The organism is Microbispora sp. H10830, from assembly GCF_014161375.1.
GTDB classification, from domain to species: domain Bacteria; phylum Actinomycetota; class Actinomycetes; order Streptosporangiales; family Streptosporangiaceae; genus Microbispora; species Microbispora catharanthi.
Genome location: NZ_JABBWX010000002.1, coordinates 393,727 through 419,672, shown reverse-complemented (window position 1 = coordinate 419,672; position 25,946 = coordinate 393,727). Strand labels below are relative to the sequence as shown.

Here is a 25,946-nt window from a genome sequence, read left to right as displayed (position 1 = left end):
GTCAGGCATTGTCGCGTCTGGCGGGACATACTGAACCCGACCCCGTAGGAGCACTGGGGAGGGCCGGCATGAAGGCCGAGGAACGCTGGCAGGCCAGGTTCCGGGCACCGCGGGTGACCCTGCCCACATGGGCGCGCCAGGCGCCGCAGCGTGCCGTCTACCGCGGCAACGCCTCCGGCTCCTGGGAGATCTACGCCTGGGACCGGTCGAGCGGCCAGACCCGTCAGGTCACCGACCGCCCCCGCGGCACCCGGTATGGCGCGATCGACCCCACCGGCCAGTGGATCTGGTGGTTCGGCGACACATACGACGACACGGACGGCGACGGGCACGGCGTGTGGTCGCGACAGCCGTTCCACGGCGGCCCGGACGTGCCCCTGGCCATGCCGCCCGGCCACCCCTGCGGGCTCGCGCTCTCCTCGGACGGCGCCGCGGCCGTGGGCCGCTCCTCCCGGGACGGCTTCGAGATCCTGCTGGCCAGGCCCGGGAACGAGCCGGTCACGCTGTATCGCCACCACGAGTACGCCGCGGTCGCGGACATGTCGCTCGACGGCTCGCTCATCGCCGTCAACCACAGCGAGCACGGCGACGTCCTGCACCCGGCCGTACGGGTCGTCAGGGCGAACGGCTCGACGGTCGCCGAGCTGAACGACGGACCGGGCAGGGGCGTGACCGGCGGCAGGTTCGCCCCCGTCCCCGGCGACCGGCGCCTGCTCGTCCTGCACGAGCGCAGGGGCCGCCGCGAACCGCTCGTGTGGGACCCGGTGACCGGTGAGCAGCGGGAGATCTGGCTGCGGGTGCGCGGCGAGATCTCCGCGGACTGGTACGACGACGGCCGCGCGTTGCTCATCATCCACAACCAGCGGGGACGCACGGAACTGCTGCGCTACGACCTCGCCGGAGGCGGCCTCACCCCGATCGAGAGCCCGCACGGGGTGATCGAGGCGGCCGCGCCACGCCCCGACGGCACCGTCGAGTACGCCTGGTCGAGCGCCGCCCACCCGCCGGTCGTCAAGTCGAGCAACGGCCATGTGGTCTTCAGCCCCGGGCGCACGCCGCCGCCGTCCGTGCCGCTCGAGGACATCGACGTGGAGGGCCCCGGCGGGCGCATCCACGCCCTCGTCTCCCGGCCGGAGCGGGTGGCCGCGCCGTACCCGACCGTGTTCCTCCTGCGCAGCGTGCTGCCGGGGTTCGGCGGCGGCCCGGGCGGCCAGGACGACGACTCGTTCCGGCCGCAGGTCGCCGCGTGGGTCGACAGCGGTTTCGCGGTGATCAGGGTGAACCACCGCGGCTCGGCCGGCTACGGCTCGGCCTGGCGCGACGCCCTGCGCGGCGAGGTCGGCCACATCGAGCTGGCCGACGTGACGGCGGTGCGCGAGTGGGCGGTGGAGCGCGGCATCGCCGACCCCGACCGCCTCGTGCTCGCCGGCACGGCGTGGGGCGGTTACCTGACCCTGCTGGCGCTCGGCACCCAGCCGAAGTCGTGGGCGGCGGGGATCGCCGCCGTGCCCATCGCCGACCACGCGGCGGCGTACGAGGACGAGGCCGAATGCCTGCGCGCGGCGCACCGGGCGCTGCTGGGCGGCTCCCCGGCCGAGGTGCCCGAGCGGTACGCCGCGTCCTCCCCGATCACCTACGCCGACATGGTGGAGGCCCCGCTGCTGATCCTCACGGGGGCGAACGACCCGCGCTGCCCGGCACGGCAGGTGGAGCACTACGTGCGGGCCCTGGCGGACCACGGCAGGGAGGCGTCCGTCTACCGGTATGACACCGGACCGGGCACGCCGAGGGTGGAGGAGCGGGTGCACCAGATGGCCGCGTCCATCGACTTCGCCGTCCGCGCTCTGGCCGCCCGCCGGTAGCGCGTGAGTCGGCTTCGCCGACCACGCCCGTTACCTGAGAACGCCCCGGATCTGTGCGCCATCAGTTGCGCTTGTCGCCGTGATGACCGACGAGGCGGGTGAGCAGGTCGATCAGGTTCTGCCGGTCGGCGGCGGGCAACGGGGCGAGGAACTCGTCTTGGGCGGCGGCGATCAGCCGGTCGAGGTCGGCGAGCTGCCTTCGTCCTGCCGCGGTGATGGTGACGATATTGCGCCGGCGGTCTTCCGGGTCGGGCGCGCGCTCGAGAAGTCGCCGTTCGGCGAGGTCGTTGACGGTCGCCACCATGTCGCTGCGGTCGATGCCGGTGCGGCGGCCGAGGGCGGCCTGACTGGCCGGCCCGTACTCCTCCAACGCGGCGAGCAGGGCGTAATGGTAGCGCCGGACGCCGGCTCGAGCGAGCGCTTGGTCGACGATCCGGTTGGCAGTCTGCGCCGCCTGGTTGGTCAACCTGCTCGGCAGCGTGCGCAGCCGCTCCGGCGGCGGTCCCTCTGGGGAGTCCACAGGGGCAATCTAACAAGTTGTTGGCACCGCCCACGATCAGGTGTACCGTTGGTCAAGCCAACGTTGGCCCTGCCAACATTTACTTATGCCGAAAGGCGGATGATCGACATGCTGCACACGGACTCAACGGCCGACCGGCGCGACCTGGTGAACCTGCGTGAGCTGATCCGGGGGCGCACGCTCTACCCCGGTGACGAGGGCTTCGAGGAGTCCTGCTCCGGCTGGTTGCTGACGGTCGCGCACCGGCCCGCGGCGGTCGTGGTCGCCGCCGACGTCGGCGACGTGGCCGCCGCCGTCCGGTTCGCGGCGGAGGCAGGACTCCCGGTTGCGGTGCAGTCGACCGGGCACGGCCCGTCGGTGCCCGCGGATGGAGCCGTGTTCATCGCCACCGGTGAACTGCGCGAGCTGTCGGTGGACCCGCGCGCCGGCACCGCACGCCTCGGAGCCGGGCTGCGGTGGGGTGAGGTGCTCAGCGCGGCGGCCGAGCACGGCCTCGCGCCGCTGTGCGGCTCCTCCGGACAGGTCGGGGTGATGGGCTACCTGACCGGCGGAGGGCTTCCGCTGACCGGCCGCACGTACGGCTTCGCCGCCGACTATGTCCGCTCGCTCGACATCGTCACCGCCGACGGCCTGCTCCGCACCGTCTCGCCCACGCAGGAGCCCGACCTGTTCTGGGCGGCGCGGGGTGGCAAGAGCAACTTCGGTGTCGTGGTCGCGGCCGAGATCGAGCTGCTGCCGCTGCGCACCGTCTACGGTGGTCAGCTTTCCTACCCGGTCGAGGACCCCGGGCACGCCGCCCACGTGCTCGGCTCCTACCTGGCCTGGGCCAAGGAGCAGCCGGAGGAGATGTCGTCCTCGGTGACGCTGATGCGCCTGCCTGATGCGCCGCAGCTGCCCGAGGAGTTCCGTGGCCGCTCGTTCGTGCAGGTCCGGGTGGTCTACACGGGGGACGAGGAGCAGGGCGCGCGGCTGGTGGAGCCGTTGCGTGCGCTCGGCCCGGAGAAGGACACCTGCGGCGCCATGCCGTACACGCAGATCACCGAGATCTACCAGGACCCCAAGAACCCGGTCATGGTGCACCTGCGCAGCGCGTTGTTGCGCGAACTGGACGACGAGGCCGTGGAGGAGCTGGTCTCGTTGATCGACCCGTCGAGGCCGGGAGGGCCGTTCCCCGGCATCGAGCTGCGTCACCTGGGCGGAGCGCTGAACCGGGCGCCCGGCCGCCCGCACGCGGTCGACACCCAGGGCGCCGCCTTCCACCTGTGGTTGCGGTTGCCGGCTCCGGCCGAGCAGGCCGGCGCGGCGCGCACGGCCGCCGATCAGGTGCTGGAGCGGCTCCGGCGGTGGGACACCGGCGCCATGCTTCCGGGGTTCCTGTTCGATCACGACTCGGCTCCCGAGCGGGTCATGCGGGCCTACACCGAGGCGAACTACCAGCGGCTGGCCGCGCTGAAGGCGACATACGACCCGACCCAGCTCTTCCGTATCAACCACAACATCCCGCCGCTCGCTGACCGTGAGCGCACCCGATCCTGAACGGCGCAGGACATGCGAACAGGATCGACCGCCCCGGGCTCAGCCCGTGTCTAGGGTGCGCGCAGGACGAGGATGGCCAGGTCGTCGGCGCTCGGCTCGGGCGCGAAGTCCTGCACGGCGCGGCGGATGCGCTCGGCCACCGCGCGGGCGGACAGGTCGATGCACTCCGCCAGCAGCTTGGCCAGGCCGCCGTCGTCGTCGAGCAGCCGGCCGCCCGACCGCCGCTCGGTCACCCCGTCGGTCACGCCCAGCAGCACGTCACCGGGGGTGAGCCGCAGGTTGTCCTCCTGGAACTTCGCCTCGGGGAACACCCCGAGCAGCGACTGCGGCGAGGCGACGACCTCGACGACGCCGTTCGGCCGCAGGCGCAGGGCCTCCGGATGCCCGGCCGAGACGAGGCGGATGTCGAGCCCCTCCGGCACGACCGTGATCTGACCGTGCAGCAGCGTCAGGAAGCGGGCGCGCTCCCCCTCCTCCAGGATGGCCTGGTTGAGCCGGCCCACGACGGCGGCCACGCCGTACCCCTCGCGGGCGAGCAGGCGGAGCGTGTGACGGGCCAGCCCGGTGACCGCCGCGGCCTCGGGCCCGGTGCCGCAGACGTCGCCGATCGCGAAGCGCCAGACCCCGTCCGCGATCGGGAACAGGTCGTAGAAGTCGCCGCCGACCTCGTTGTTCTCCCCGGCCGGCTCGTAGATGACATGGAAGTCGAGCCCGGGGGTCGTGGGCTCGTCCGGCGGCAGGAGGCTGCGCTGCAGCGCCCTGTTGGCCGCCGCCTGCTGCGCGTACAGGCGGGCGTTGTCGAGCGCGAGCGCCGCGCGCCGGCTGAGGTCCTCGGCGATCTGCATCGCCTCGTCGGGGAAGCGGTCGCGCCGGCCCAGGCACATCACGCCGAGCCGCCGCCCGCGGGCGGTCAGCGGGTAGGCCAGCGCCTGCCACTCGCTCATCGGCAGCACGGCGGGGGCGTCGTCCGCCGGCAGCGCGATCTCCTCCAGCTCGTCGCGCATGGTGTCGATCTGTGTCTCGTCCGCGTGCCAGAGGTAGGCGGGCCGCAGCTCCCCCAGCCCGTCCTGGTCGGTGTAGACGGCACACCAGCTCGCCAGGCGCGGCACCACGATCTGCGCGATGATCGCCGGGACCATGTCCGGGTTGAGCGTGCCCGCGAGCAGGTCGCTCGCGTCCGCGAGGAAGCCCAGCCAGCCCGGGCCGTGCGCGGCCTCCAGCAGCCACTCGTCGCTCTGCACCGGCTCCCCGCCCGGAAGTTCCAGGCGGGCCCAGCGGGTGCGCAGCGCCGAGGTGAACGTGACGCCCCATGTGACGGCGTCGGCCGGCGGCCCGAAGTCCTGGCCGTCCGTCTTCTCCCGCACCTCCACCTGGATGGACTCGCCGTGGTGGAGCCACACGACCTCGAAGGGCGCGCCGGCCGCCTCCGCGACCAGTTCGCCCACCAGGCGCTCGGCCTCGGGGTACACGGACATGGCGGCCCACGCCGTCATCACCTCGCGCGTGAACCGCTTCACTTCGGGTACGGCCGTCTCACCCGGCGTGAAGGACGCCGCCAGGACGGCTCGAGGGGTAGTTGTCACCACCATTGTGCTTACCACACTTCCGCCTGACCTCGGGTCAAGCAAGGGGGCCCCGCACCCCACGGAACGTGACAGACTGGCATGGAGTCCGCGGCTGGACAGGCCGTACGAGGCCCTACGCCTTGGTCGCGTCAGCCCCGTCGGGGTAAAGGAGGCTAAATGTCGCCCGCCAACGCCGAGCTGGCCGGGACCGAACGGGTCTACCGCGAATCCGATCTCGTTCCTTTCCTGGAGACGCTCATAACATGGCGTGACGGCGACTTCCGCCGCCGCGTCTCCCACGCCCCGCCGGGAGTCCTCAGCGAGATCCGGCTGCTGCTCAACGAGGTCGCGGACCGGCGCGAACACCTGGCCAACGAGCTGGCCCGGGTGCGCCGCGAGATCGTCAAGGAGGGCCGTTTCACCGAACGGCTGAGCCCCGGGCCGGGCGTCGGCGCGTGGGCGGAGAGCGTGGGCTCGGTCAACGACCTCATCGACGCCATCGTGACGCCGGTCAGCGGCGCCGCCGACGTCATCGACGCGGTGGCCAAGGGCGACCTGTCCCGCAGGATCGACGTGGACCGCGCGGCCCGGGGCGAGGTACGCCGCCTTGGCAAGGCCATCAACGGCATGGTCGACCAGCTCTCGTTGTTCACCTCCGAGGTGACGCGGGTCACCCGCGACCTCGGCACCGAGGGCAAGCTGGGCGGCCGGGCCAACCTGCGCGGCATGTCGGGAAGCTGGCGCGACCTCACCGAGGCCGTCAACACGATGTCCGACCGCGTCTCCGCGCAGGTCCGCGACATCGCCGAGGTGACGACCGGGGTCGCCCGCGGCGACCTGAGCCGCAAGGTCACCGTCGACGCCGTCGGCGAGATGCTGGAGCTCAAGCACACCGTCAACACGATGGTCGACCAGCTCTCGGCGTTCGCCGAGGAGGTCACCCGGGTGGCCCGCGAGGTCGGCACCGAGGGCAAGCTGGGCGGGCAGGCGCAGGTGCGCGGCGTGTCGGGCGTCTGGAAGGACCTCACCGACAACGTCAACTTCATGGCCAACAACCTGACCTCTCAGGTGCGGCAGATCGCCGTCGTCTCCACCGCCGTCGCCAAGGGCGACCTGTCCAGGAAGATCACGGTGGACGCCCAGGGCGAGATCCTGGAGCTCAAGGAGACCCTCAACACGATGGTCGACCAGCTCTCGGCGTTCGCCGACGAGGTGACCCGGGTGGCCCGCGAAGTGGGCACCGAGGGCAAGCTGGGCGGCCGCGCCGAGGTGAAGGGCGTGTCGGGCGTCTGGAAGGACCTCACCGACAACGTCAACTCGATGGCCAACAACCTGACCTACCAGGTGCGCAACATCGCCCAGGTCACCACCGCCGTCGCCAACGGCGACTTCACCCGCAAGATCGACGTCGACGCCCAGGGCGAGATGCTCGAGCTCAAGAGCACCATGAACACCATGGTCGACCAGCTGTCGTCCTTCGCCTCGGAAGTCACCCGCGTCGCCCGCGAGGTCGGCACCGAGGGACGGCTGGGCGGCCAGGCGCAGGTGCGCGGCGTGTCGGGCATCTGGAAGGACCTCACCGACAACGTCAACTTCATGGCCAACAACCTGACGTCGCAGATCCGTCAGATCGCCGTCGTCTCCACCGCCGTGGCGCAGGGCAACCTGTCCAAGAAGATCACCGTGGACGCCCAGGGCGAGATCCTGGAGCTCAAGGACACGATGAACACGATGGTGGACCAGCTGTCCGCCTTCGCCGACGAGGTGACCCGCGTCGCCCGCGAGGTCGGCACCGAGGGACGACTGGGCGGCCAGGCGCGCGTCCCCGGCGTGTCGGGCGTCTGGAAGGACCTCACCGACAACGTCAACTCGATGGCCAACAACTTCACCTATCAGGTGCGCAACATCGCCCAGGTCACCACCGCCGTCGCCAACGGCGACCTGACCCGCAAGATCGACGTCGACGCCCAGGGCGAGATCCTCGAACTCAAGAGCACCATGAACACCATGGTCGACCAGCTGTCGTCCTTCGCCTCCGAAGTCACCCGCGTCGCCCGCGAGGTCGGTTCGGAGGGCCAGCTCGGCGGCCAGGCCCGCGTCGAGGGCGTCGAGGGCACCTGGAAGCGGCTCACCGAGAGCGTGAACGAACTGGCCGGCAACCTGACCACCCAGGTGCGCGCGATCGCCGAGGTGACCAGCGCCGTCGCCAGGGGCGACCTCACCCGGTCGATCACCGTGGAGGCGCCGGGCGAGCTGGCCCAGCTCAAGGACAACATCAACACGATGGTCGCCACCCTGCGCGAGACGACCAAGACCAACCAGGAGCAGGACTGGCTGAAGTCCAACCTGGCCCGGATCTCGCGCCTGATGCAGGGCCACCGCGACCTGATGGAGGTCGCCCGGCTGATCATGAGCGAGCTCACCCCGCTCGTCTCGGCCAGCCACGGCGCCTGCTACCTGTACGACGACGGCCGGCTCAACCTCATCGCCGGCTACGGCATCCAGCCGGGCTCGACCCCCAAGCCGAGCTTCGAGCTGGGCGAGGGGATCATCGGCCAGTCCGCCCTGGAGGCCAAGCAGGTCATCCTGGAGGGCGTGCCGGTCGACTCGATCACGGTCGAGACCGGGCTCAGCCGGTCGAACCCCGCGCAGATCGTCGTACTGCCGATCCTCTTCGAGAACAAGGTGCTCGGGGTCCTGGAGATGGCCTCGTTCAGGCAGTTCAGCGAGGTGCACCTGGCGTTCCTCACCCAGCTCGTCGAGACCATCGGTGTCACGATCAACACGATCATGGCCAACTCCCGGACCGAGGACCTGCTCACCGAGTCGCAGCGGCTCGCGATCGAGCTGCAGGAGCGCTCCGACGAGCTCCAGCGCCAGCAGGAGGAACTGCGGCGGTCCAACGCCGAGCTGGAGGACAAGGCGGCGCTGCTGGCCAAGCAGAACCGCGCCATCGAGATCCAGAACTTCCAGATCGAGCAGGCCCGGCGGACGCTGGAGGAGCGGGCCGAGCAGCTCGCGGTGTCCTCGCGCTACAAGTCCGAGTTCCTGGCGAACATGTCCCACGAGCTGCGCACCCCGCTGAACAGCCTGCTCGTGCTCGCCAAGCTGCTGACGGAGAACAACGAGGGCAACCTGACCCCGCAGCAGGTCGAGTTCGCCCGGACGATCCACGACGCCGGCTCCGCGCTGCTGCAGCTGATCAACGACATCCTCGACCTGTCCAAGGTCGAGGCGGGCCGCATGGACATCCATCCTCAGGCGATGTCGCTGTCCGCGCTGGTCGACTACATGGAGGCCACCTTCGCGCCGCTCGCGCAGGACAAGGGCCTGTCGTTCGTCGTCCAGGTCGATCCCTCCGTGCCGAACGACCTGCGCAGCGACGAGCAGCGGCTGCAGCAGGTGCTGCGCAACCTGCTGTCGAACGCGGTGAAGTTCACCCACGAGGGCGAGGTCAGGCTGGAAGTCACCCACGCGCCCGCCGACGTGCCGTACGTGGACGAGAAGCTGCAGGGCTCGCAGGAGGACATGCTGGCCTTCAGGGTCGTGGACACCGGCATCGGCATCGCGCCGGACAAGCTCGAGGTGATCTTCGAGCAGTTCCGCCAGGCCGACGGCACGACCAGCCGCAAGTACGGCGGCACCGGCCTCGGCCTGTCGATCTGCCGGGAGATCGCCCGCCTCCTCGGCGGCGAGATCCACGTCCAGAGCGCCCCCGGAGAGGGCAGCACCTTCACGCTGTACCTGCCCCCGAACTACTCGGGGCCGCTCGCCGCACCCGACGGCGGCGCGATCGCCACGCCCGTGGAGCCGGAGGGCCGCGCCGACGAGGTGCCCGATCTGCACATCAGGGACATCCTCCCGGAGATCCCCCTCCCGACCGACCTGCCGGTCCCCCAGTACGCGCCGCTGGTGGACGGCCACGACTGGCAGGGGGACGACCCGCTGTCGGGGGCCAAGATCCTCATCGTGGACGACGACATCCGCAACGTCTTCGCGCTGACCAGCGTGCTGGAGCGGCACGGCTCGACCGTCGTGTACGCCGAGAACGGCCGCGAGGGCATCGAGCAGCTCGAACGCAACGAGGACGTCGCGCTCGTGCTGATGGACATCATGATGCCCGAGATGGACGGCTGGGCCACGACCTCGGCGATCCGCACGATGCCGCAGTTCGCCGACCTGCCGATCATCGCGCTGACGGCGAAGGTCATGCGGGGAGACCGCGAGAAGAGCATCGCGTCGGGCGCCTCCGATTACGTGCCCAAGCCCGTCGACGTCGACCGGCTGCTCGAACGGCTGCGCGGATGGCTCATGCGCGGCCGCAGCGGGGGCACAGAACGAACGAGGGGCGTGCCGTCCCCAGAGTCCCGAGACTCCCAGGAGGCATGATCGATGCCTGACCGCGCCAGGGTCCTGCTGGTCGACGACCGCGAGGAGAACCTGATCGCCCTGGAGGCGATCCTCAGCTCGCTGGACGTCGTGCCCATACGGGCCCGGTCCGGAGAGGAGGCGCTGAAGGCCCTCCTGTCGACCGACTTCGCTCTGATCCTGCTCGACGTGCGCATGCCGGGCATGGACGGCTTCGAGACCGCCGCGCACATCAAACGGAGAGAGCGCACCAGAAACATCCCGATCATCTTCCTGACCGTGGTCGACAGCGCCCCCGACTACGCCTTCCGCGGCTACGCCGCCGGGGCCGTGGACTACCTCACCAAACCGTTCGACCCCTGGGTGCTGCGCGCCAAGGTCGCCGTGTTCGTGGAGCTCTACACGATGAACCGGCGGCTCACCGAGCAGGCGGCGCTGCTGCGCGAACGCCTGTCGAACGAGCTGCCGGGCGGCGGCGACCACACCTCCGTACTGGCCGAACTGTCCGGCCGCGTCACCGCCGTCGAGGACGAGCTACGGCGGGTGCGGGAGCTGGCGGACAAGTCCGGTGACGCGCCCCTGAACGGCGCCGTCGCCGAGCTGAGCGAGCGGGTCGCCCACCTCCGGGCCGGCTTCGACGCTCTCGGCTGACAGTGACGATGTAGATGAACGGCGGCCCGCCGCCACCTAGGTGGTCGTTCGCAACCGGGCCTCGGCGGCCCAGTGGGGTGCGTTCCACTGGTCGGCGATGACGGCGGCCTGGGTGAAGTGAGCGGCGGCCTCGGTGCGGCCCAGGAGGAGGGCCAGCTCGCCGAGGGTGTGGGCGACCGGGCGCAGCGCCACCGCCAGGCTCGCGGCGCCCGCCGGGGGGCCGTCGCGGTGCGGAAGCAGTGCCGCGTAGATCTCCTCGGCGGCGTCGCGGTCGTTCAAGGCGACGATGGCCATCGCGCGCAACGTCGCGAGGAAGGTGAAGAAGAAGTCGGAGCGGATCGGGCTGGGTGACGCGCGGACCTCGCGGGCTTCGGCGTCCAGGCCGTTGGCGTGGAGGGCGAGCGCGAGCAGGTCGGAGGTCATGGGGCCGAGCGTGGCGTGGAGGGCGCGAACGTCGTCCAGGTGCGCACCGAGCGTGCCGTCGTTCAGCCAGATCGTGGCCAGGGCGAGTTGGAGAAAGCCCGTGGCGTGCACCGATCCGGCGCGCCGCATGCCCTCGTCGGCCTTGGCGTAGAGGAGTTCGGCGTCGGCGAATCGGCCTTCGACGAGCGCCAGGGTCGCCAGCGTGATCTCGGCGACGGCGATCGCCTCGGGCATTCGGTAGGTGCGGGCGAGTTCCAGGGCCTCGATGATCATCTGGTGCATGGTCACCGGGTCGTTGGCGGCGGCGGCCACGGCGGCATGGTTGAGCAGCCCGGTGACGCGGTAGACCGGCAGGTCGTGCTCGGTGCCGATCTCCACGAGCTCCCGGCAGAGCTCGGCGTCGCCGTGGACTTCGGCCAGGATCCCCAGCGCGGCGGCCCGCAGCCGGGGTTCGGTGGCGAGGTCGAGTGCCTCCTGCGCTGCCTCCAGAACGGTCGGGTCGTCCTCGCCGACCAGTTCGTTCGCGTACGCCGTCAGGAGCCGGGACCGTACCGAAGGGGTCAGTTCGCGCTTCAGCAGGCGGCTCAGGCGCTCGACGATGGGCCGGTCCACTGTGCCGTACGTACGGGCCTGCCAGGGGGTCGGCTCGGTCCACGCGGTGAATGCGGCGATCATCAGGTCGTCACGGCCCAGGGACTCCGCGTACTCCACGGCTTCACGGCGTGTCTCGCGGGCGGCCGCGACGGCTCCCGCCCGGATCTGCGCGCGCAGCAGCCTGCCGAGCAATTCGACGCGTTCGTCCGGTCCGGTCGAGTTGGTGACGGCGTCGGTGAGGAGGCAGGCCGCCACGTCGTGGGCGTAGCGGGCCTCGGCGAGCTCGGCGGCCTGGACGCAGTAGCCGACGGCCTTAGGTGAGCCGGCGCGTGCGTAGTGGTGGGCCAGCGCCGTGATGTCGCCGGTGCCTTCCAGGGCATCGGCGATCCGGGCGTGCATGCGGGCTGCGCGGAGGCGGCTGAGGTCGGCGATGAGCGTGTCCCTGACGAGGGCGTGGACGAAGCCGACGCGTCCGGGGGCGGGCTCGTTCAGCAGCCCGGCGATGACGCCCGCGTCCAGCGCGTCCAGCACGCCGTCCTCATCGGTGTCGGCGGCTTTCACGAGGACGTCCACCGAGCTTTCCCGGCCTGCGACCGCGGCCAGCCGGAGGATGGACACGCCTCCCTCGGGCAGGCGCGCGAGCCGGCGGCGAAGGACGTCCCGTACGCCTTCGGGGACCTCGGAGAGGGCGACCAGCGCGCCTTCGCCATTCAGCAGCCGGGCGCTTTCGCGCACATAGAACGGATTGCCGCCGGTGCGCTCGGCGATCCCTGCGATGGTCTCCTCGTCGGCCTCGCATTCGGTCCGCACGAGCTCCGCGACTGCCTCGTCGTCCAGCCCCGGCAGCGCCAGGCGGAGGGGCGTGGCGCGCGCGAGGGAGGCCAGCGTCTCGGTGAGGTGCCCGCTCTCGTCCGCGCGGTACGCGGCGACGACCAGAATCGGGCCCCGTATGCCGAGGCCGCCGCCGAGCAGCTCCAGCGTGGCGGCGTCCGCCCAGTGCAGGTCGTCCAGCACGACGGCGACCGGGCGCTCCGCGGCGACCGCCGCGAGCCATTTCCACACGGCCTGGCGCAGGCGGAACCGTCCCGCGGTGGCGTCGGCGTTCATCGGCTCGGTGTCGGTGAGCAGCGGCGCGAGGTCGTCGGCGAACTCGCCCGGGGACGTGGCCGCGGCGACGGCTCTCAGCGCCTCGGTCCAGGCCCACGCGGGCGGCGCGCTGTCGACCTCGGGGCAGTGGCCGACGGCGACCAGCCATCCGTCACGTTCAAGCCGCCTGCCCAGGTTTTCCAGCAGCGTCGACTTGCCGAGCCCGGCCTCGCCGGTGACAAGGGCGATGCGGGCGCCGTCGGTGGCGGCCTCGGTGGCGGCCGTGACCAGTGCCGACAGTTCCGCCTCGCGCCCGACGAACGGCGCCTCGGTGATCGGAGCCGGCCGCGGCAGCGGTGCGGCCGGCGGTGGCGGGGGCGGGGGCGGGGGCACGGTCTCGCGCAGGACGTCCGTGCGCTGGGTGAGGATCGCCTCCTCCAACGCCGTCAGGTCCGGGCCGGGGTCGAGCCCGAGCTCCTCGGCGAAGATGCCGCGGGCGCGGCGGAGCGTCGCCAGCGCGTCGGCTTGGCGGCCACTGCTCCACAGTGCCAGGGCGTGCAGCCGCCAGCCCTCCTCGCGCAGCGGCTCATCGCGGGTGAGCCGCTCGGCCTCGGGAACCACCGCGGCGGCGTCGCCGATTCGCAGACCCGCCGCGACGTGCAGCTCGGTGGCGACCAGGCGCAGCTCGTTCAGCCGGGCCGTATCGGCGGCGGCCCACGGCTCGTCGGCGACCTCGGCGAACGCCGGTCCCTGCCACAGCCCCAACGCCTCGGCGAGCCGAGACCGGACGGCACGCGGATCGGTGACCGCCCGGGCCTGGTCGAGCAGGTCCTCGAACCGCCACGCGTCCACCGACTCCGGCGGCAGCCGCAGCGCGTAGCCGGGCGCCGCGCTCACCAGCAGCCGGGCCTGCGTGCGCGGCGGGCGCCCGGGCTCCAGCAGCCGGCGCAGGTTGGACACATACGCCTGCAAGGACATCAGCGCCCGCGCGGGCGGCTCCCCGCGCCACAGATCCTCGATCATCCGATCGACCGGCACGACCTGCCCACGCGCCGCCACCAGCAACGCCAGCACACCCCGCTGCCGCGGCCCGCCGAGGTGGACGGCCTCACCGTTCACCTCGGCCGCGAACGCGCCAAGCACCCGGATGAAGACCATGATCTGCACATCGTATGTGGACGTTCCAAATCGGCTCCAAGCCCCCTCCAAATACCCGTGAGCAGCCTGAACACATCGCAACCGACCGAGGGCAGGAACAGATGAGCGTCAACACCCGGGACATGGAGATCGTCCACCGCGTGCTCCGCCGTGAGTCACGGCTGCTGATGGAGCTCGTCGCGGCCGTCACCCCGGGTGACACCGCTCGCGCCAAGGTGATCGCCGACCACTTCCGCGTCTATCGGCTGGGCCTGCACAACCATCACGAGGGCGAGGACGAGCTGCTGTGGCCGCCGCTGCTTTCCCGGGTGGATCTGGAGGCCGACATCGTCTTGCGCATGCAGGTCCAGCACGACCGCATCGCGGCCACCCTGACCAGGCTGGACGCCGCGGTCCCCGCCTGGGAGGCCGCCGCGGGCGCCGACGAACGCGACACTCTCGTGGCCGCCCTTTCCGAGCACCGCGCGGTCTTGCTGGAGCACCTCGACGACGAGGAGGCCACCCTCCTCCCGCTCGCGGCCAAGCACATCACCGAACAGGAGTGGGCCTCCCTGGGCGACCACCTGGTGAACAACACTCCCAAGCTCACCCTGCTCACGCTCTTCGGCGCCGTCCTGGAAGAGGCGAACCCGGCCGAGCGCGCCATCGTCCTCAGCGGCCTCGCCACCCCGGTCCGCGTCATCTGGCACGTCATCGGCCGCCCCCGCTACGCCCGCCACATCCGCCGTGTACGCGGCTGAACCCTGCCCGGTCCGAACGTCGAAGGAGAACAACCATGTCGCTGAAGAAGCTCAACACCGTCCTGGCCGCCGCCGTCGTCCTGTTCACCCTCTACCTCGGGTTGTCCTTCGTCCTGCCCCTCGGGACGTCCTTCCCGGGCCTGCCGAACTGGCCCTCCGGCGACAGCGGCTTCCCCATCGTGAAGGGCAGCCGCGAAATCGCGATGGGCCTGGCCATGGGCATCCTGCTGGTGACGGGCCACCGCCGCGCCCTGGGCTGGGTTCTGCTGATGGTGGCCGTCGCCCCGTTCGGCGACATGGTCAACGTCCTGGCCCACCACGGCTCCACGGTCGCCGCGTTCGGCATCCACGGCCTGACCTCGGCGCTGATCGCGGTCACCGGCCTGCTGATCCTCCGCGAGACCGGCAATGCGCGCAAGACCCAGGAGGCCGCCGCCCCAGCGCCCGCCGCGCAGCCCGCCTGACGTCCCCGTAGCGCGGCACGGTGTTCCTCGCTTTTTTCTGAGAACTCGAAAAGGGAGATGACAATGAAGATCAACGATCTGCGCGGTGTCCTCAAGGGGCGCGTGCTCCTGGCCGGTGACGACGGCTTCGAACAGGCGGCCACTGCGTGGAATCTGACCGTCAGGCAGCCGGTGGCGGCCGTGGCGGAGGCCGCGGATGCCGACGACGTGGCGGCGCTCGTGCGATACGCGCGGCGGGCGGGTATGACGCTGACCGCGCAGCCGAGCGGGCATGGCGCCTCGGGTGATGTGGACGGTTTGATCCTGCTGCGTACCGGCCTGCTGAACGAGGTGGAGGTACGCGCGCAGGAGCGCGTGGTCCGGGTGGGCGCGGGCGTGAAGTGGGGGCAGGTGCTGGCGGCGGCTGGTCCGCTGGGTCTGACCGGCCTGTCCGGCAGCGCGCCGGGGGTGAGCGTGACCGGCTACACCCTGGGCGGTGGGGTCGGTTGGTTCAGCCGCAAGTACGGCTTCGCCTCCGACAGCGTGCGGGCCATCGACATCGTGGATGCCGATGGCGAGCCGGGCCGGGTGACCGCCGAGTCCGATCCCGAGCTGTTCTGGGCGCTGCGCGGCGGTGGCGGGGACTTCGCGGTGGTGACCGCCCTCGAACTCGAGCTGTATCCCGTGCCAGTCCTGTACGGCGGGCGCGTGATCTGGCCGAAGCACCGGACCAGGGAGGTGTACGACGCGTTCCTGGAGATCACCGCCGAGGCGCCGCGTGAACTCAGTGTCTGGATCAACCGGCTCCAGCCCCCCGGCGCGTCGCCGATGGTGACGCTGGATCTGGCCTACCTGGGTGAGGCGGCTCAGGGGGAGGACCTGCTGGCGCGCATCGACAAGATCGAGGGCGCGATCTCCGACAGCCGCGGCGTCGTCCCGGTTGCCGATCTGGGTGACATCACCGCCGAGCCCACCGATCCGGCCCCGTCCATCGCTCGTGGGGAGCTGCTCACCGGCCTGGACGCGGACGCGGTGGAGCTCCTGCTCGCCAAGCCGGTCGAACCACTCATCAACGTGCAGATCAGGCACTTGGGCGGGGCGCTCGCCGAGCCGGGCGGCGACGCCGGTGCGAGCGGCGCGGTGGCTGAGCCGTACCTGCTCGGCCTGCTGGGTCTCGGCCTGCCGCACACGGCCGATGCGACGCGCGCCAAGCAGGCCGAGGTCGTGGCCGACCTGAAGGCACACATCAGCGGCCGCAAGCCGTACACCCTGCTGTCCCCCGGTGACACGGCGGCGAACTCCTTTTCCGGCGACACGCTCGCTCGGCTGCGGGAGATCAAGCGGGCCCGTGACCCGCACAACGTGTTCCGCGCGAACTACCCCGTGCTCGGATAGATCGGCCCCAGCAGGTCACGGCCCCTCCGCCCACCGGGGCGGCGGGGCCGCACCACACTCGCGTGGCCAGAATCTTCCGGGTGATGCGTCCGGCGATGGCGGCGACGCGGCTGGGCGCGTAGGGGTGAGGGCCCGGCTCACCCGGGTGGGACCACGGAAGGACGGCCGGGTCAGCGGCGGGCGCGCTCCAGGGCGTCCCAGAAGCCGCGGCGCAGGGCGTGCCGGACCTCGTCGTGCAGCAGGAAGTCGATCGGCAGCGAGGACCCCTGCAGCAGGCGGGCCTCGAGATCGGACGGCATCCGGGGCTTGCGGGCGAGCACGGCCTCCAGCCACAGCGCGGGGGCGTCCCTGGCGACCGACTCGCCGAAGTCGTGGCCCTCCTTGTGCGCCGCCTTCACCGCCTCGGCGAGCGTCGTGGTGCCTCCCGTGTGGACCGGCACCGGAGCGGGCTGCGGACCCGTGTACGGCCCCAACTGGGAGGGCGAGTAACCGGCGGCGCCGGAGCCGTACTGGCTCTGCACCGGGCTGCTCGGCGGCGTCTGGACTCCCGAGGGCGGCGGGGGCGGGGTGGACGCCGGCGGAGCCGGCAGCGGGGTGCTCCCACTCCCGGGCGGCTGAGCCTGGCGCTGCTGCTGAGACGGCTGTACGGGCGGCTGCGGGGACTCCGGCGAGTAGCCGTTGTAGACCGGCGGGGACGGCTGCGCCGGAAGGGCCGGACGCGCGTGGGCGGCGGAGGACCGCCCGCCGCTGTGCGCCCCCGTGCCGTGCGCGCCAGTGCCGTGGGCGCCGCTTTCCTGGGCACCGCTTCCCTGTGCACCGCTTCCCTGGGTGCCGTTCACGTGGGTGCCGTTCACGTGGGTGCCGGTTCCCTGGGTGCCGATTCCCTGGATGCCCGTGCCGTGTGATCCGCCGCTGTGGGTGCCCGTGCCGGGCGTTCCCGTGGCGTGCGGTTGGGTGACGTTCGACGCCGCGCCGGAAGCACCCGGGTCGTGCGACGCGCTCTGCGTGGGGGTGCCGTGCGATCCCGTCAGCGGGGTCGCCCCGCCGTGAAGGCCGGCGGCGTGGCTTCCCTGCGACTGGCCGCTGTTCTGCTGCGACCCGTTCGGCTGCGACCCGTTCTGATGGGAGCCGGTGAGGTGGGTTCCGTTCGACAGCGAACCGTTCCCATGGGGGACGAGGCCGTTGCCGTGGGACTGGCCGTTGCCGAGGCCGGGACCAGGGTCCACCCCGGTGAGCATCGTGACGTACGGCCGGAGATGGCCGCTCGCGATCTCGACGAGGTCGTCGCACTCCTGCCGCAGGGTGCGCGCCGCCGACCAGGCGCCGTCGGCGGCGATCTGCATGACGGTCACACGGATGCCGAGGTCCTGCGCGTCGCTCACCACCTGAGTGAGGTCCTCGTCGCCGCTGACCACGACCGCGTCGCAGACCGCGTTGTTGCGCGCCAGGGTCATGAGGTCGCGGTGGACCTGGGCGTCCACGCCCTCCCGCCGGCCCGGCCTGATCCGGCCGAGGCGGAGCTTGAGCCCGGGGATGTCCGCCAGCACGTCGTGCTCCGGCGTACGGCGGCCCTCGACGGTCGCCTCGTACCAGTAGCAGCGCAGGAGCGGCAGGCCCGTGCGCTCTCTTGACAGGTTGGTCAGGAGCTGCAGCAGGCCCGGATAGTCCCAGGAGACGGCCTCGCGATGGCGGGTCCCATGGACGGCCATCGCGCCGTCTGCCAGCAAGTAGCCGGCGTCAACGAACAGCGCGCAGCGATCCACGCGACACCGCCCTTCCTACGTGGCTCTCTCAGGGTAGACAAGCGTGTCTTCCCGCGAGGGTGATTCCCGGCGATTCAGCCCTCGCCCGCCTGGTGGGGGGATCGGGACGCCCACGACCCTGGGATCGGAAGCGTTCACGCCGACCGTACCAGTTTGTCCAGGTATCGCCTCCCACCAATTTGTTATGGATAACGGGCGAGGGGCAACCGGCGATGAAGCGGGAAGCCGAGCCGGCGACGGTCGGTTCCCCTCCCCGCAGTGAGGGGAACTGTCAAGACCACGTTCTCGCGCTCACGACCGCGACGCCGAAGAAGACGGGGTCGCGCCGGGTGGCGAGCTGGAGTGCGGGATGAGGTCCCAGGAGGGCGTGGAGCGTGTCGACCGCGACGCCTCCGTCGTCTCCTTGGCCCAGGACACCCTCCCGGCTCCGGTCCTCCCGGTCCCCGCGAGCGCGATCATTCATGGTGACGACCCCCGCCCTGACCCCCTCGCCGTTCCACACCATCAGGTCGATCCGCGCGGGCGCGCCGCCCGGGGCGAGGCCGTCGAGGGGGAGCCGCAGGGCCTTCTCCTCGCTCCCGATGACCGCCGCGGCGTCCAGGACCACGGCCCGCGTGTACGGCTGCCGCGCGTCCCCGGCCATCACCACCAGGCCCCAGGCCGCGTGCCGGACCGTCCCCGTACGCGCCGGGGCGCCCGCGACCCACCAGCGGCCTCCACCCGCCGTGCGGACGAGAGAGGTCACGTCGGCGAACGCCTGATAACCGGACCCGGTGGGCAGATTCCGCCGGGCGACCTCGGCGGCGTGCAGGGGCGCGTATCCCGGCATCCCCGGAGCGCGCACCCGGATGTCCTCCGCGGGAACCGCTCCCCGGCCGCCGCCCGACCAGTAGAGGCCCGCCCACAACACCTGGCTGCCGGCGGGCAGGTCGAGATCGGCGCAGCTGGACGTACGCGTCGAGGGGTCCCTGTCGAGGTCGACCGGCACGCTCACGCCCGAATCCCGGCCGACCACGGCGGCTCCGCAGGGAGCGGCCGGCGCGGCGGAGCTCACGAGCGCGTTGCCGACGACCCGGGCGAGGAGGCGGCCGTCCGCGGCGAAGCGCGCCGCCGCGCCCGATGCGCGGACCCCCACGGTCGATTCCGCGGTGGTCTCCAGACGCCCCGACCGCACCCGTACCGTGAAGGCCCGGCCCGTGGGCGCGTCCGCCGCCACGGCCACCTTCAGGAAGATCGCCGTCACCTCACCGGCCGCGAGCGGTCCCCGGGCGCACCGCACCACTTGGCCCGACGCCAGGTGGCCCGACGCCTCACACGACCAGCCGTCGCCCGCGCCGCTTCCCGAACGCGCGCGCTCCGCGCGCCCGCCCGCCGCACGCCCCTGACCGGCGCCGTCGCCCGACTCGCGGTCGTCCCGCACGGCACCGTTCTGCCCCACGCCGCCCGGCTTCGGCTCGTGGCCCTGTCGCGTACCGCCGCCCGCCGCGCGGCTCCGGCCGCCGCGCCCGTCCTGACCCAGGTAGCGGACGCCGGGCGGGAGGGTCACCGTCGCGGTGACCTCGCCGGTGGCCGCGTCGCCCGCGTTGCGCAGCCGTACGGCGACGAGTCCGGACTGGCCGCGCAGCAGGGCGCCGAGCGGATCGACGGCGGCGACGAGCGCCTCTTTCGCCTTTCTCCCGCCGCCTGCGGCCTTCTGGGCTCCACCGGTGTCGCTCCGGTCCGATCGGGCATGCTCACGGACCTCACGGCCGCGCTCCTCCGCCTGCGGGCGGCCATGTGCGGTTCCTGGCCGCACGAGTGGGGAGCGATGGGTGGCCGGACGGCCTGCCCGCGACTCGCGCCGCTCACGAGCCCGCTCCGGCGCCTGCCGCGCCCCGGCCTGCGCGCGGGCCTGGGCGCGGGCCTGGGTAGTGCCCTGCACACGCGTCTGGGCACTGCTTCGGGCACTGCCCTGCGCGCGGGCCTGGGCGCTGCCCTGGGCGCTGCCCTGCACGCGCGTCTGGGCGCGATGGTCCTGGTAGGGGCGCCGGGAGAGCTGACCTCGCACTTGCTCCCGCTGCGGGGCCGAGGCGCGTGAGGCGTCCGCGTCGCGAGAGTCCTGGTCCCGACCGGCGAGGACGGTAGTCGTATCCGGTTCGCTCACCGCACGCCTGCCCGCCTGTCCCCCGCCGTCCTGCCCGCGACCCGTGAGACGCCCGGTCTCGCGGCCGGCACCCGCGTGCTGTCCGCCTGTGGGGCCCTGGACGCCGGAGGCCGCCGGTCGTCCGTCGTCTCGGCGTGGGGCCGGGCGATCCTCGCCCGCCCTGCCACGGCCGGGCAGAGATCCCGTGGCCTCCTGGCCCGTGGCTTCCCGCGCCGTAGCTTCCCCTGCCGTGGGCTCCTCCCGCGGAGGCTGCCGGTCGGCACCGGGCGTGACCTTTCCGGTGATCTCGGGCATGCCGCGCGCGATGCCCGCGCTCGGCCCGTCGGTACCGCTTACGGCCGCCGGATCGTCCGCGGTCTCCGGCGCCGCCGGGGCGCTCACGGCCGTCCGGGACTCCTGGGCGCTCGGCCTCTGCGGGTCGTACGGGGACGCGGCGCCCGCCGACCCGGCGTGGCCGGTGGCGGCCCGCGAACGCGAGGCGGCGCTGTCGGCGGGCTGCGGGCGGTCGAGAGCCCGCGTCCCGTCCTGTCCTCCCGAGCTGCCGGTGAAGAGCATGCCCGCCGGCTGGGCGACGAGCAGGAAGGCGGCCGTCGCGAGGGCGGCCACGGCGATGCCTCCCAGCACCGCGCGATGCGGCGTCGGCACGCTCCGCACCAGTGCGGACAGCCGCGCCAGCGCCGCCCGCGCACGGGCGAACGCCACCCGCGGCACCGCACCCACCTTCGGGCCCACCTTCGCCAACACACGCCTGGTCATCGCTCGCGCACGGCCGTACATCGCCCCCGGCACCGCACCCACCTTCGCGCACGCGCGCCGCGTCGTCGTGCGGGCCCGGCCGTACGTCCCGCGCAGCAGCGCGTCCGCCCGTCCGCGCGCACGCTTTGCCGGACCGGTCCCGCCCTGGGCGGTCCGGACGGCCCCCCTCACGCGGCGGTCCGGGCGGCTCGTCCACGCCCCCATGTGATGGCGCACGGCTTCCAGCCGCGCCCGTGCCCGGGCGCCCACCCTGCCACCCACCCGGCCACCCACCCGGCCGTTCGGCCCGCGCCCGCTCGTGCCGCTCGTCATGCCGCCGCCGTACGGCCGTGAGCCCGTGGCGGCCGCGGTGGCGAGGTCGGCGAGGTAGTCGTCCACGGCCGGCCCGGCGACGAGCTGGCCGACGACGGCCCGCAGTTCCTGCGTGAGATCGACCAGTTGGAGGAAGACCGACCGGCAGTCGATGCACTCGGCCACGTGAGCGTCGACCGCGCCGGCCTCCTGCTTGGGCAGGCCGTTCTCGACATAGCGAAGGATCATGGACAGGATCGGCCGGCACTCGGCACGTGGGCCGTTCTCCAGGTGCAGCCGCAGGTATGCCTCCCGCAGGCCCTGACGGGCCCTCCGGGTGAGAAGGGCCGCGGCCCTGCCCGACAGGCCGAGCAGCGGGCCCGTGTCGGCGGGCCTGCCGCCCTCGATCTCCATGTGCCACAGCACCGTGCGCCAGCGTTCCGGCAGCGAGCGGTAGGCCCGGGCGAGCGGCGAGCGCTCCAGCCCCGTGAGTTCGGGATCCACGTAGAGGGAGTCGCCGTCGGCCAGGTCGACCACTCCGGCGGCGGCGTAGCGGCGCACCGACGCGAGGAGGTAGGGCCGGAACGCGCAGGCGGGCCCCCCGCCCCGCCGCACCACCTCGAGCACCCTCGCGAAGGTCTCGACGAGGAGGTCCTCGACCACGCCCTCGCTCCGCACGACCTGCCGGGCCAGGGACCGCGCGGCGGCCGAGTGCCGCCGGTAGAGCGTCCCGAAGGCCGCGGTGTCGCCTCCCCGCACGGCCTCAAGCAGTTCCATGTCGGTATGCCGGACTTCTCTACGCATTGCGACCTCGCGATTACGATGAGTTGCACGGCGATACATTCCGCAGTCCATGTCCTGGCTAAACCGCTGAGGCCTCTTTACTCTCAGTAGTCTTCGCACGCCACACCCGGCCACCCGGCCCGTAGGGCCCGCACCGCGGGACCGGCCGTACGCTGAGCCTCATGAGTGACCGCGAGAGACTGCTGGACGAGATCAAGAACAAGGGCATCGTGCACGGCCGGGTCGTGCTGTCCTCCGGCAAGGAGGCCGACTGGTACGTCGATCTGCGCCGCATCACCCTGGACGGCGTGGCGGCGCCGCTGGTGGGCCGCGTGATGCTGGACCTCACCGAGGACCTGGACTACGAGGCGGTCGGCGGTCTCACGCTGGGCGCCGACCCGGTGGCGACGTCGATGCTGCACGCCGCGGCGGCCCGCGGCCGCACGCTCGACGCGTTCGTCGTGCGCAAGGCGGGCAAGGCCCACGGCCTGCAGCGCAGGATCGAGGGCCCGGACGTCGCCGGACGCCGGGTGCTCGCGGTGGAGGACACCACCACGACGGGCGGGTCCGTGCTCACCGCCGTGGAGGCGTTGCGCGAGGCCGGTGCGCAGGTCGTGGGCATCGCGACGATCGTGCACCGGGGCGGCGACGAGGCGCTGGCCGCGACCGGCGTGCCGTACCGCTCCGCCTACTCGCTCACCGATCTGTCGCTCACCTGATCCGCGGATCGCTTCACACTGAACGCCTGCCGCTCGCCGGCCGGCCCGGGGGACCTGGCGGTTCCGTTCTCGAAGACCTGGACCGTGCTCGCGTCGTCGAGGACGACGTCGAGTTCGGGCTGGAAATAAGACGCCTGCTCGCCCCGGGCCAGGTCCCGGTCGATGAGCACGTCACCGCCGGGCACCCGGACGAACACGGGACACCGGTCGGCCCGGCAGACCACGCGGACGGTGGGCACGCGGGGCGTGGAGGGCTCAGCGGAAGGCCCGGCGGAGGGCTCGGCGGAGGGCCGCGCCGACGGGGTGGAGGCCGCGCCGGAGGCGGGCTCCTCCGAGCCGAACGTGGACAGCAGCGCTCTCGCGCCGACCACGATGACGGCGAGCAGCAGCACGGCCGCCAGACCGACCAGCGCCAGCCTGGCGATGCCGAGGGGATCAGACCTGTGGCGTCCCACAATCGGGAGAGTAGCGGGTGTGAGGCATATCTCAGTACTGACCGGTCACTTCTTGTGCGGCAGCACTTTCCCGCAGGTCATCCGCCGACTCCGCATGGGCGCCGGCCCACGGCCGGCGCGTCCCACCGGCGGCTTCACCGGGGGGCGTGGTGGCGGCCCTTGGGGGCGGCGGTGGCGGCCCGGCGGTTCTTCATGACCTCGCGCACAATGGGGATCACCGAGAGAAGGACGACGACGAAGACCCCGGGAAGGATGTACCTGTCGATGCCCTCGACCTTGCTGCCGAGGAAATAGCCGAGCAGCAGCAGGGCCTCGACCCAGACGACACCGCCGAGGGCGTTCCAGACGAAGAAGCGGCGCGCGTCCATCTCCAGCACGCCGGCCACCGGGTTCATGAAGGTGCGGACGATCGGCATGAACCGCGCGGCGACCACGGCCTTCGCGGGACCGAACTTCTCGAAGTAGAACTCCGCCTTCTCGACGTGCTCCCTCTTGAACAACCGCGAGTCCGGCTTGTCGAACATCTTCCTGCCGACCTTAGCCCCCAGGAAGTGGCCCAACTGCGCTCCCGCGATCGCCGCCAGCGGTGCGCCGATCAGCAGAGTGGGCAGGGACAGAGGCGCGATCCCGAATCCCTGCGCGGCGGCGGCGGTGCTGAAAATTCCAGCGGTCACCAGCAGCGAGTCACCGGGCAGGAAGAACCCGACGAGCAGCCCCGTCTCGGCGAATACGATGGCGATGACGCCGATCGTCGCGAAGGCGCCGAGCATGCTCAGCCACCACTTCGGGTCAAGAAGGTCCAAGAGCACGTCCACGGGGCGAGCCTACCCGTCCCGGATGAGATGAGACTGAGAAGCGGCAGGGCTGTGGAAAACCGTGAATCCCGGAATGACCGTGGGTTTCCCGGCGCCCCACATACCCGGCTTTCCCGATCGGCCCGGCCTTCGGGATACTTGCCACGCCGCATACCGTCAGAAGGAGATGACTTCGCATGCCTATCGCGACTCCAGAGGTCTACGCCGAGATGCTCGACCGCGCCAAAGCGGGCGGCTTCGCGTACCCGGCGATCAACGTGACCTCGTCGCAGACCCTGCACGCCGCGCTGCGCGGCTTCGCGGAGGCGGAAAGTGACGGGATCATCCAGGTGTCGACCGGTGGCGCGGAGTTCCTCTCCGGCACCACCGTGAAGGACATGGTCACCGGGTCGGTGGCGTTCGCCGAGTTCGCCCGTGTGGTCGCCGAGAAGTACCCGGTGACGGTGGCGCTGCACACCGACCACTGCCCGAAGGACAAGCTCGGCTCGTTCGTCCGCCCGCTGCTGGAGATCTCCGCCGAGCGCGTCGCGCGCGGCCAGGACCCGCTGTTCCAGTCGCACATGTGGGACGGCTCCGCCGTGCCGCTGGACGAGAACCTCCAGATCGCCAGCGAGCTGCTCGACAAGACCGCCGCCGCCAAGGTCGTCCTCGAGATCGAGATCGGCGTGGTCGGCGGTGAGGAGGACGGCATCGTCGGCGAGATCAACGAGAAGCTCTACACGACGCCGGAGGACGCGCTGGCCGTCGCCGAGTCCCTCGGGCTGGGCGAGCGTGGCCGCTACATCGTGGCCGCCACCTTCGGCAACGTCCACGGCGTGTACAAGCCGGGCCACGTCAAGCTGCGCCCGAGCGTGCTCAAGGAGATCCAGGACGCCGTCGGCGCCAAGTACGGCAAGGAGAAGCCGTTCTCGCTGGTCTTCCACGGCGGCTCCGGCTCCACCCTGGAGGAGATCCGCGAGTCGATCTCGTACGGCGTGGTGAAGATGAACATCGACACCGACACGCAGTACGCCTTCACCCGCCCGATCGTGGACCACATGTTCCGCAACTACGACGGCGTGCTGAAGGTCGACGGCGAGGTCGGCAACAAGAAGGCCTACGACCCGCGCGCGTACGGCAAGGCCGCCGAGGCCGGCATGGCCGCGCGCATCGCCGAGGCGTGCCAGCAGCTCAAGTCCGCGGGCACCAAGATCAAGTAAGGGAACGGCCCGGCGGGAAACCCGAAGATCCATTCTTGTATCGATCTTCGGTTCCCGCCGGGCAACCCGCAAACGGACAGCAGGTAAGACTGTCCCCGTGACTCCTCCGCTTCCGTAGGGAAGCGGCTTCTCGCTTCCCCAACCGGGTCGGCGACGGACAAGCCCTGCCCGTGCAAAACAAAAGGACGGTAGCAAGGGAGCGGTCCGCAGACGGGTAAATTACTCTGATCAAATGGAATCGCACGAGAACCTCCTTGCCGGCCCGCCGCCCACCTTGCTGCCGGACACCCTCGAGGCGCGGCAGATGCTCGAGTCGGGCGCCAAGGCGGCAGACGTGGCGGCCCGCTTCCCCGCCTACTCGGCGGCCTGGGCCGCTCTCGCCGACGACTACTTCGCCGCGGGTCACGCCGTCACCTCGTACGCGTTCGCGCGCACCGGTTACCACCGGGGTCTCGACCAGCTGCGCCGGGCGGGCTGGAAGGGGCACGGGCCGATCCCGTGGGAGCACGAGCCGAACCAGGGGTTCCTGCGCTGCCTGAACGCCCTCGCCCGGGCGGCCCAGGCGATCGGCGAGAAGGACGAGGCCGAGCGCTGCGCCCAGTTCCTGCGCGACAGCAGCCAGGCCGCCGCGGAGGCGCTCACCGCGAACTCCTGAACGACGTCTGAACGAGCGCCCGGACG

Annotated in this window: 17 protein-coding genes; 10 read left to right on the top strand and 7 right to left on the bottom strand. The window is 71.9% G+C overall.

Features of this window, described 5'->3' with window-relative positions; all coding sequences use genetic code 11:
• Window positions 1–68: 68 nt before the first annotated feature.
• Window positions 69–1,862 (top strand): prolyl oligopeptidase family serine peptidase, encoded by a 1,794-nt coding sequence (locus HHX35_RS06720; RefSeq protein ID WP_182898013.1) that lies wholly within the window; start codon window positions 69–71, stop codon window positions 1,860–1,862.
• A gap of 61 nt (window positions 1,863–1,923) precedes the next feature.
• Here the strand turns inward: HHX35_RS06720 and HHX35_RS06715 are convergent, their stop codons facing one another.
• Complete coding sequence (locus HHX35_RS06715; RefSeq protein ID WP_182898012.1) at window positions 1,924–2,382, bottom strand: MarR family winged helix-turn-helix transcriptional regulator; 459 nt, start codon at window positions 2,380–2,382, stop codon at window positions 1,924–1,926.
• Window positions 2,383–2,490: 108 nt separating this feature from the next.
• Here HHX35_RS06715 and HHX35_RS06710 point away from each other — a divergent pair, with 108 nt between their 5' ends.
• Window positions 2,491–3,918 carry an FAD-binding protein gene (locus HHX35_RS06710; protein ID WP_182898011.1) on the top strand — a complete coding sequence of 476 codons (1,428 nt, stop codon included), beginning with the start codon at window positions 2,491–2,493 and terminating at the stop codon, window positions 3,916–3,918.
• A 50-nt stretch (window positions 3,919–3,968) separates the two neighbouring features.
• Here HHX35_RS06710 and HHX35_RS06705 read toward each other — a convergent pair whose 3' ends face one another.
• Window positions 3,969–5,507: a PP2C family protein-serine/threonine phosphatase gene (locus HHX35_RS06705; RefSeq protein ID WP_182898010.1), complete on the bottom strand. Its 1,539-nt coding sequence runs from the start codon at window positions 5,505–5,507 to the stop codon at window positions 3,969–3,971.
• A gap of 153 nt (window positions 5,508–5,660) precedes the next feature.
• Here HHX35_RS06705 and HHX35_RS06700 point away from each other — a divergent pair, with 153 nt between their 5' ends.
• Together HHX35_RS06700 and HHX35_RS06695 are read left to right on the top strand one after the other, a co-directional pair.
• Entirely contained in the window at window positions 5,661–9,872 is a 4,212-nt protein-coding gene (locus HHX35_RS06700) for a HAMP domain-containing protein (protein WP_182898009.1), read from the top strand.
• Window positions 9,873–9,875: 3 nt separating this feature from the next.
• The gene (locus HHX35_RS06695; RefSeq protein WP_139573846.1) at window positions 9,876–10,502 is read left to right on the top strand and encodes a two-component system response regulator; all 627 of its coding nucleotides are present in this window, start codon (window positions 9,876–9,878) and stop codon (window positions 10,500–10,502) included.
• Window positions 10,503–10,538: 36 nt separating this feature from the next.
• On the opposite strand, the gene HHX35_RS06690 is transcribed toward HHX35_RS06695, so the two are convergent.
• Window positions 10,539–13,763, bottom strand: a complete 3,225-nt coding sequence (locus HHX35_RS06690) for a BTAD domain-containing putative transcriptional regulator (RefSeq protein WP_182898008.1) — start codon at window positions 13,761–13,763, stop codon at window positions 10,539–10,541.
• A 101-nt stretch (window positions 13,764–13,864) separates the two neighbouring features.
• Between HHX35_RS06690 and HHX35_RS06685 the strand changes: the two genes are divergently transcribed.
• From HHX35_RS06685 to HHX35_RS06675, 3 genes are all read left to right on the top strand, one after another.
• A complete protein-coding gene (locus HHX35_RS06685; RefSeq protein ID WP_182898007.1) occupies window positions 13,865–14,503 on the top strand; it encodes a hemerythrin domain-containing protein in 639 nt (212 codons plus the stop codon).
• A 35-nt stretch (window positions 14,504–14,538) separates the two neighbouring features.
• The gene (locus HHX35_RS06680) at window positions 14,539–14,967 is read left to right on the top strand and encodes a DUF4267 domain-containing protein (protein ID WP_182898006.1); all 429 of its coding nucleotides are present in this window, start codon (window positions 14,539–14,541) and stop codon (window positions 14,965–14,967) included.
• A 63-nt stretch (window positions 14,968–15,030) separates the two neighbouring features.
• Complete coding sequence (locus HHX35_RS06675; RefSeq protein WP_182898005.1) at window positions 15,031–16,341, top strand: FAD-binding oxidoreductase; 1,311 nt, start codon at window positions 15,031–15,033, stop codon at window positions 16,339–16,341.
• A 170-nt stretch (window positions 16,342–16,511) separates the two neighbouring features.
• On the opposite strand, the gene HHX35_RS06670 is transcribed toward HHX35_RS06675, so the two are convergent.
• The gene (locus HHX35_RS06670) at window positions 16,512–18,104 is read right to left on the bottom strand and encodes an NYN domain-containing protein (protein ID WP_182898004.1); all 1,593 of its coding nucleotides are present in this window, start codon (window positions 18,102–18,104) and stop codon (window positions 16,512–16,514) included.
• 271 nt (window positions 18,105–18,375) lie between these two features.
• Window positions 18,376–22,071, bottom strand: a complete 3,696-nt coding sequence (locus HHX35_RS06665; RefSeq protein ID WP_182898003.1) for a sigma factor — start codon at window positions 22,069–22,071, stop codon at window positions 18,376–18,378.
• Window positions 22,072–22,259: 188 nt separating this feature from the next.
• On the opposite strand from HHX35_RS06665, the gene pyrE reads away from it, so the two are divergent.
• Window positions 22,260–22,796: an orotate phosphoribosyltransferase gene (gene pyrE, locus HHX35_RS06660; protein ID WP_182898002.1), complete on the top strand. Its 537-nt coding sequence runs from the start codon at window positions 22,260–22,262 to the stop codon at window positions 22,794–22,796.
• On the opposite strand, the gene HHX35_RS06655 is transcribed toward pyrE, so the two are convergent.
• The gene (locus HHX35_RS06655; RefSeq protein ID WP_182898001.1) at window positions 22,766–23,251 is read right to left on the bottom strand and encodes a hypothetical protein; all 486 of its coding nucleotides are present in this window, start codon (window positions 23,249–23,251) and stop codon (window positions 22,766–22,768) included. The two genes, pyrE and HHX35_RS06655, sit on opposite strands and share 31 nt — an antisense overlap.
• 134 nt (window positions 23,252–23,385) lie before the next feature.
• Window positions 23,386–24,066 carry a DedA family protein gene (locus HHX35_RS06650; protein ID WP_310738920.1) on the bottom strand — a complete coding sequence of 227 codons (681 nt, stop codon included), beginning with the start codon at window positions 24,064–24,066 and terminating at the stop codon, window positions 23,386–23,388.
• Window positions 24,067–24,242: 176 nt separating this feature from the next.
• Here HHX35_RS06650 and fbaA point away from each other — a divergent pair, with 176 nt between their 5' ends.
• Window positions 24,243–25,265: a class II fructose-bisphosphate aldolase gene (gene fbaA / locus HHX35_RS06645; RefSeq protein ID WP_182898000.1), complete on the top strand. Its 1,023-nt coding sequence runs from the start codon at window positions 24,243–24,245 to the stop codon at window positions 25,263–25,265.
• Window positions 25,266–25,497: 232 nt separating this feature from the next.
• Entirely contained in the window at window positions 25,498–25,920 is a 423-nt protein-coding gene (locus tag HHX35_RS06640) for a DUF3151 domain-containing protein (protein WP_182897999.1), read from the top strand.
• The last annotated feature ends 26 nt before the right edge of the window (window positions 25,921–25,946 follow it).

Coding starts and splice junctions, on each gene's coding strand:
- HHX35_RS06720 (WP_182898013.1), top strand. CDS start 69: ATGAAGGCCGAGGAACGCTGGCAGGCCAGGTTCCGGGCACCGCGGGTG.
- HHX35_RS06710 (WP_182898011.1), top strand. CDS start 2,491: ATGCTGCACACGGACTCAACGGCCGACCGGCGCGACCTGGTGAACCTG.
- HHX35_RS06705 (WP_182898010.1), bottom strand. CDS start 5,507: ATGGTGGTGACAACTACCCCTCGAGCCGTCCTGGCGGCGTCCTTCACG.
- HHX35_RS06700 (WP_182898009.1), top strand. CDS start 5,661: ATGTCGCCCGCCAACGCCGAGCTGGCCGGGACCGAACGGGTCTACCGC.
- HHX35_RS06695 (WP_139573846.1), top strand. CDS start 9,876: ATGCCTGACCGCGCCAGGGTCCTGCTGGTCGACGACCGCGAGGAGAAC.
- HHX35_RS06690 (WP_182898008.1), bottom strand. CDS start 13,763: ATGGTCTTCATCCGGGTGCTTGGCGCGTTCGCGGCCGAGGTGAACGGT.
- HHX35_RS06685 (WP_182898007.1), top strand. CDS start 13,865: ATGAGCGTCAACACCCGGGACATGGAGATCGTCCACCGCGTGCTCCGC.
- HHX35_RS06680 (WP_182898006.1), top strand. CDS start 14,539: ATGTCGCTGAAGAAGCTCAACACCGTCCTGGCCGCCGCCGTCGTCCTG.
- HHX35_RS06675 (WP_182898005.1), top strand. CDS start 15,031: ATGAAGATCAACGATCTGCGCGGTGTCCTCAAGGGGCGCGTGCTCCTG.
- HHX35_RS06665 (WP_182898003.1), bottom strand. CDS start 22,071: ATGGAACTGCTTGAGGCCGTGCGGGGAGGCGACACCGCGGCCTTCGGG.
- pyrE (WP_182898002.1), top strand. CDS start 22,260: ATGAGTGACCGCGAGAGACTGCTGGACGAGATCAAGAACAAGGGCATC.
- fbaA (WP_182898000.1), top strand. CDS start 24,243: ATGCCTATCGCGACTCCAGAGGTCTACGCCGAGATGCTCGACCGCGCC.
- HHX35_RS06640 (WP_182897999.1), top strand. CDS start 25,498: ATGGAATCGCACGAGAACCTCCTTGCCGGCCCGCCGCCCACCTTGCTG.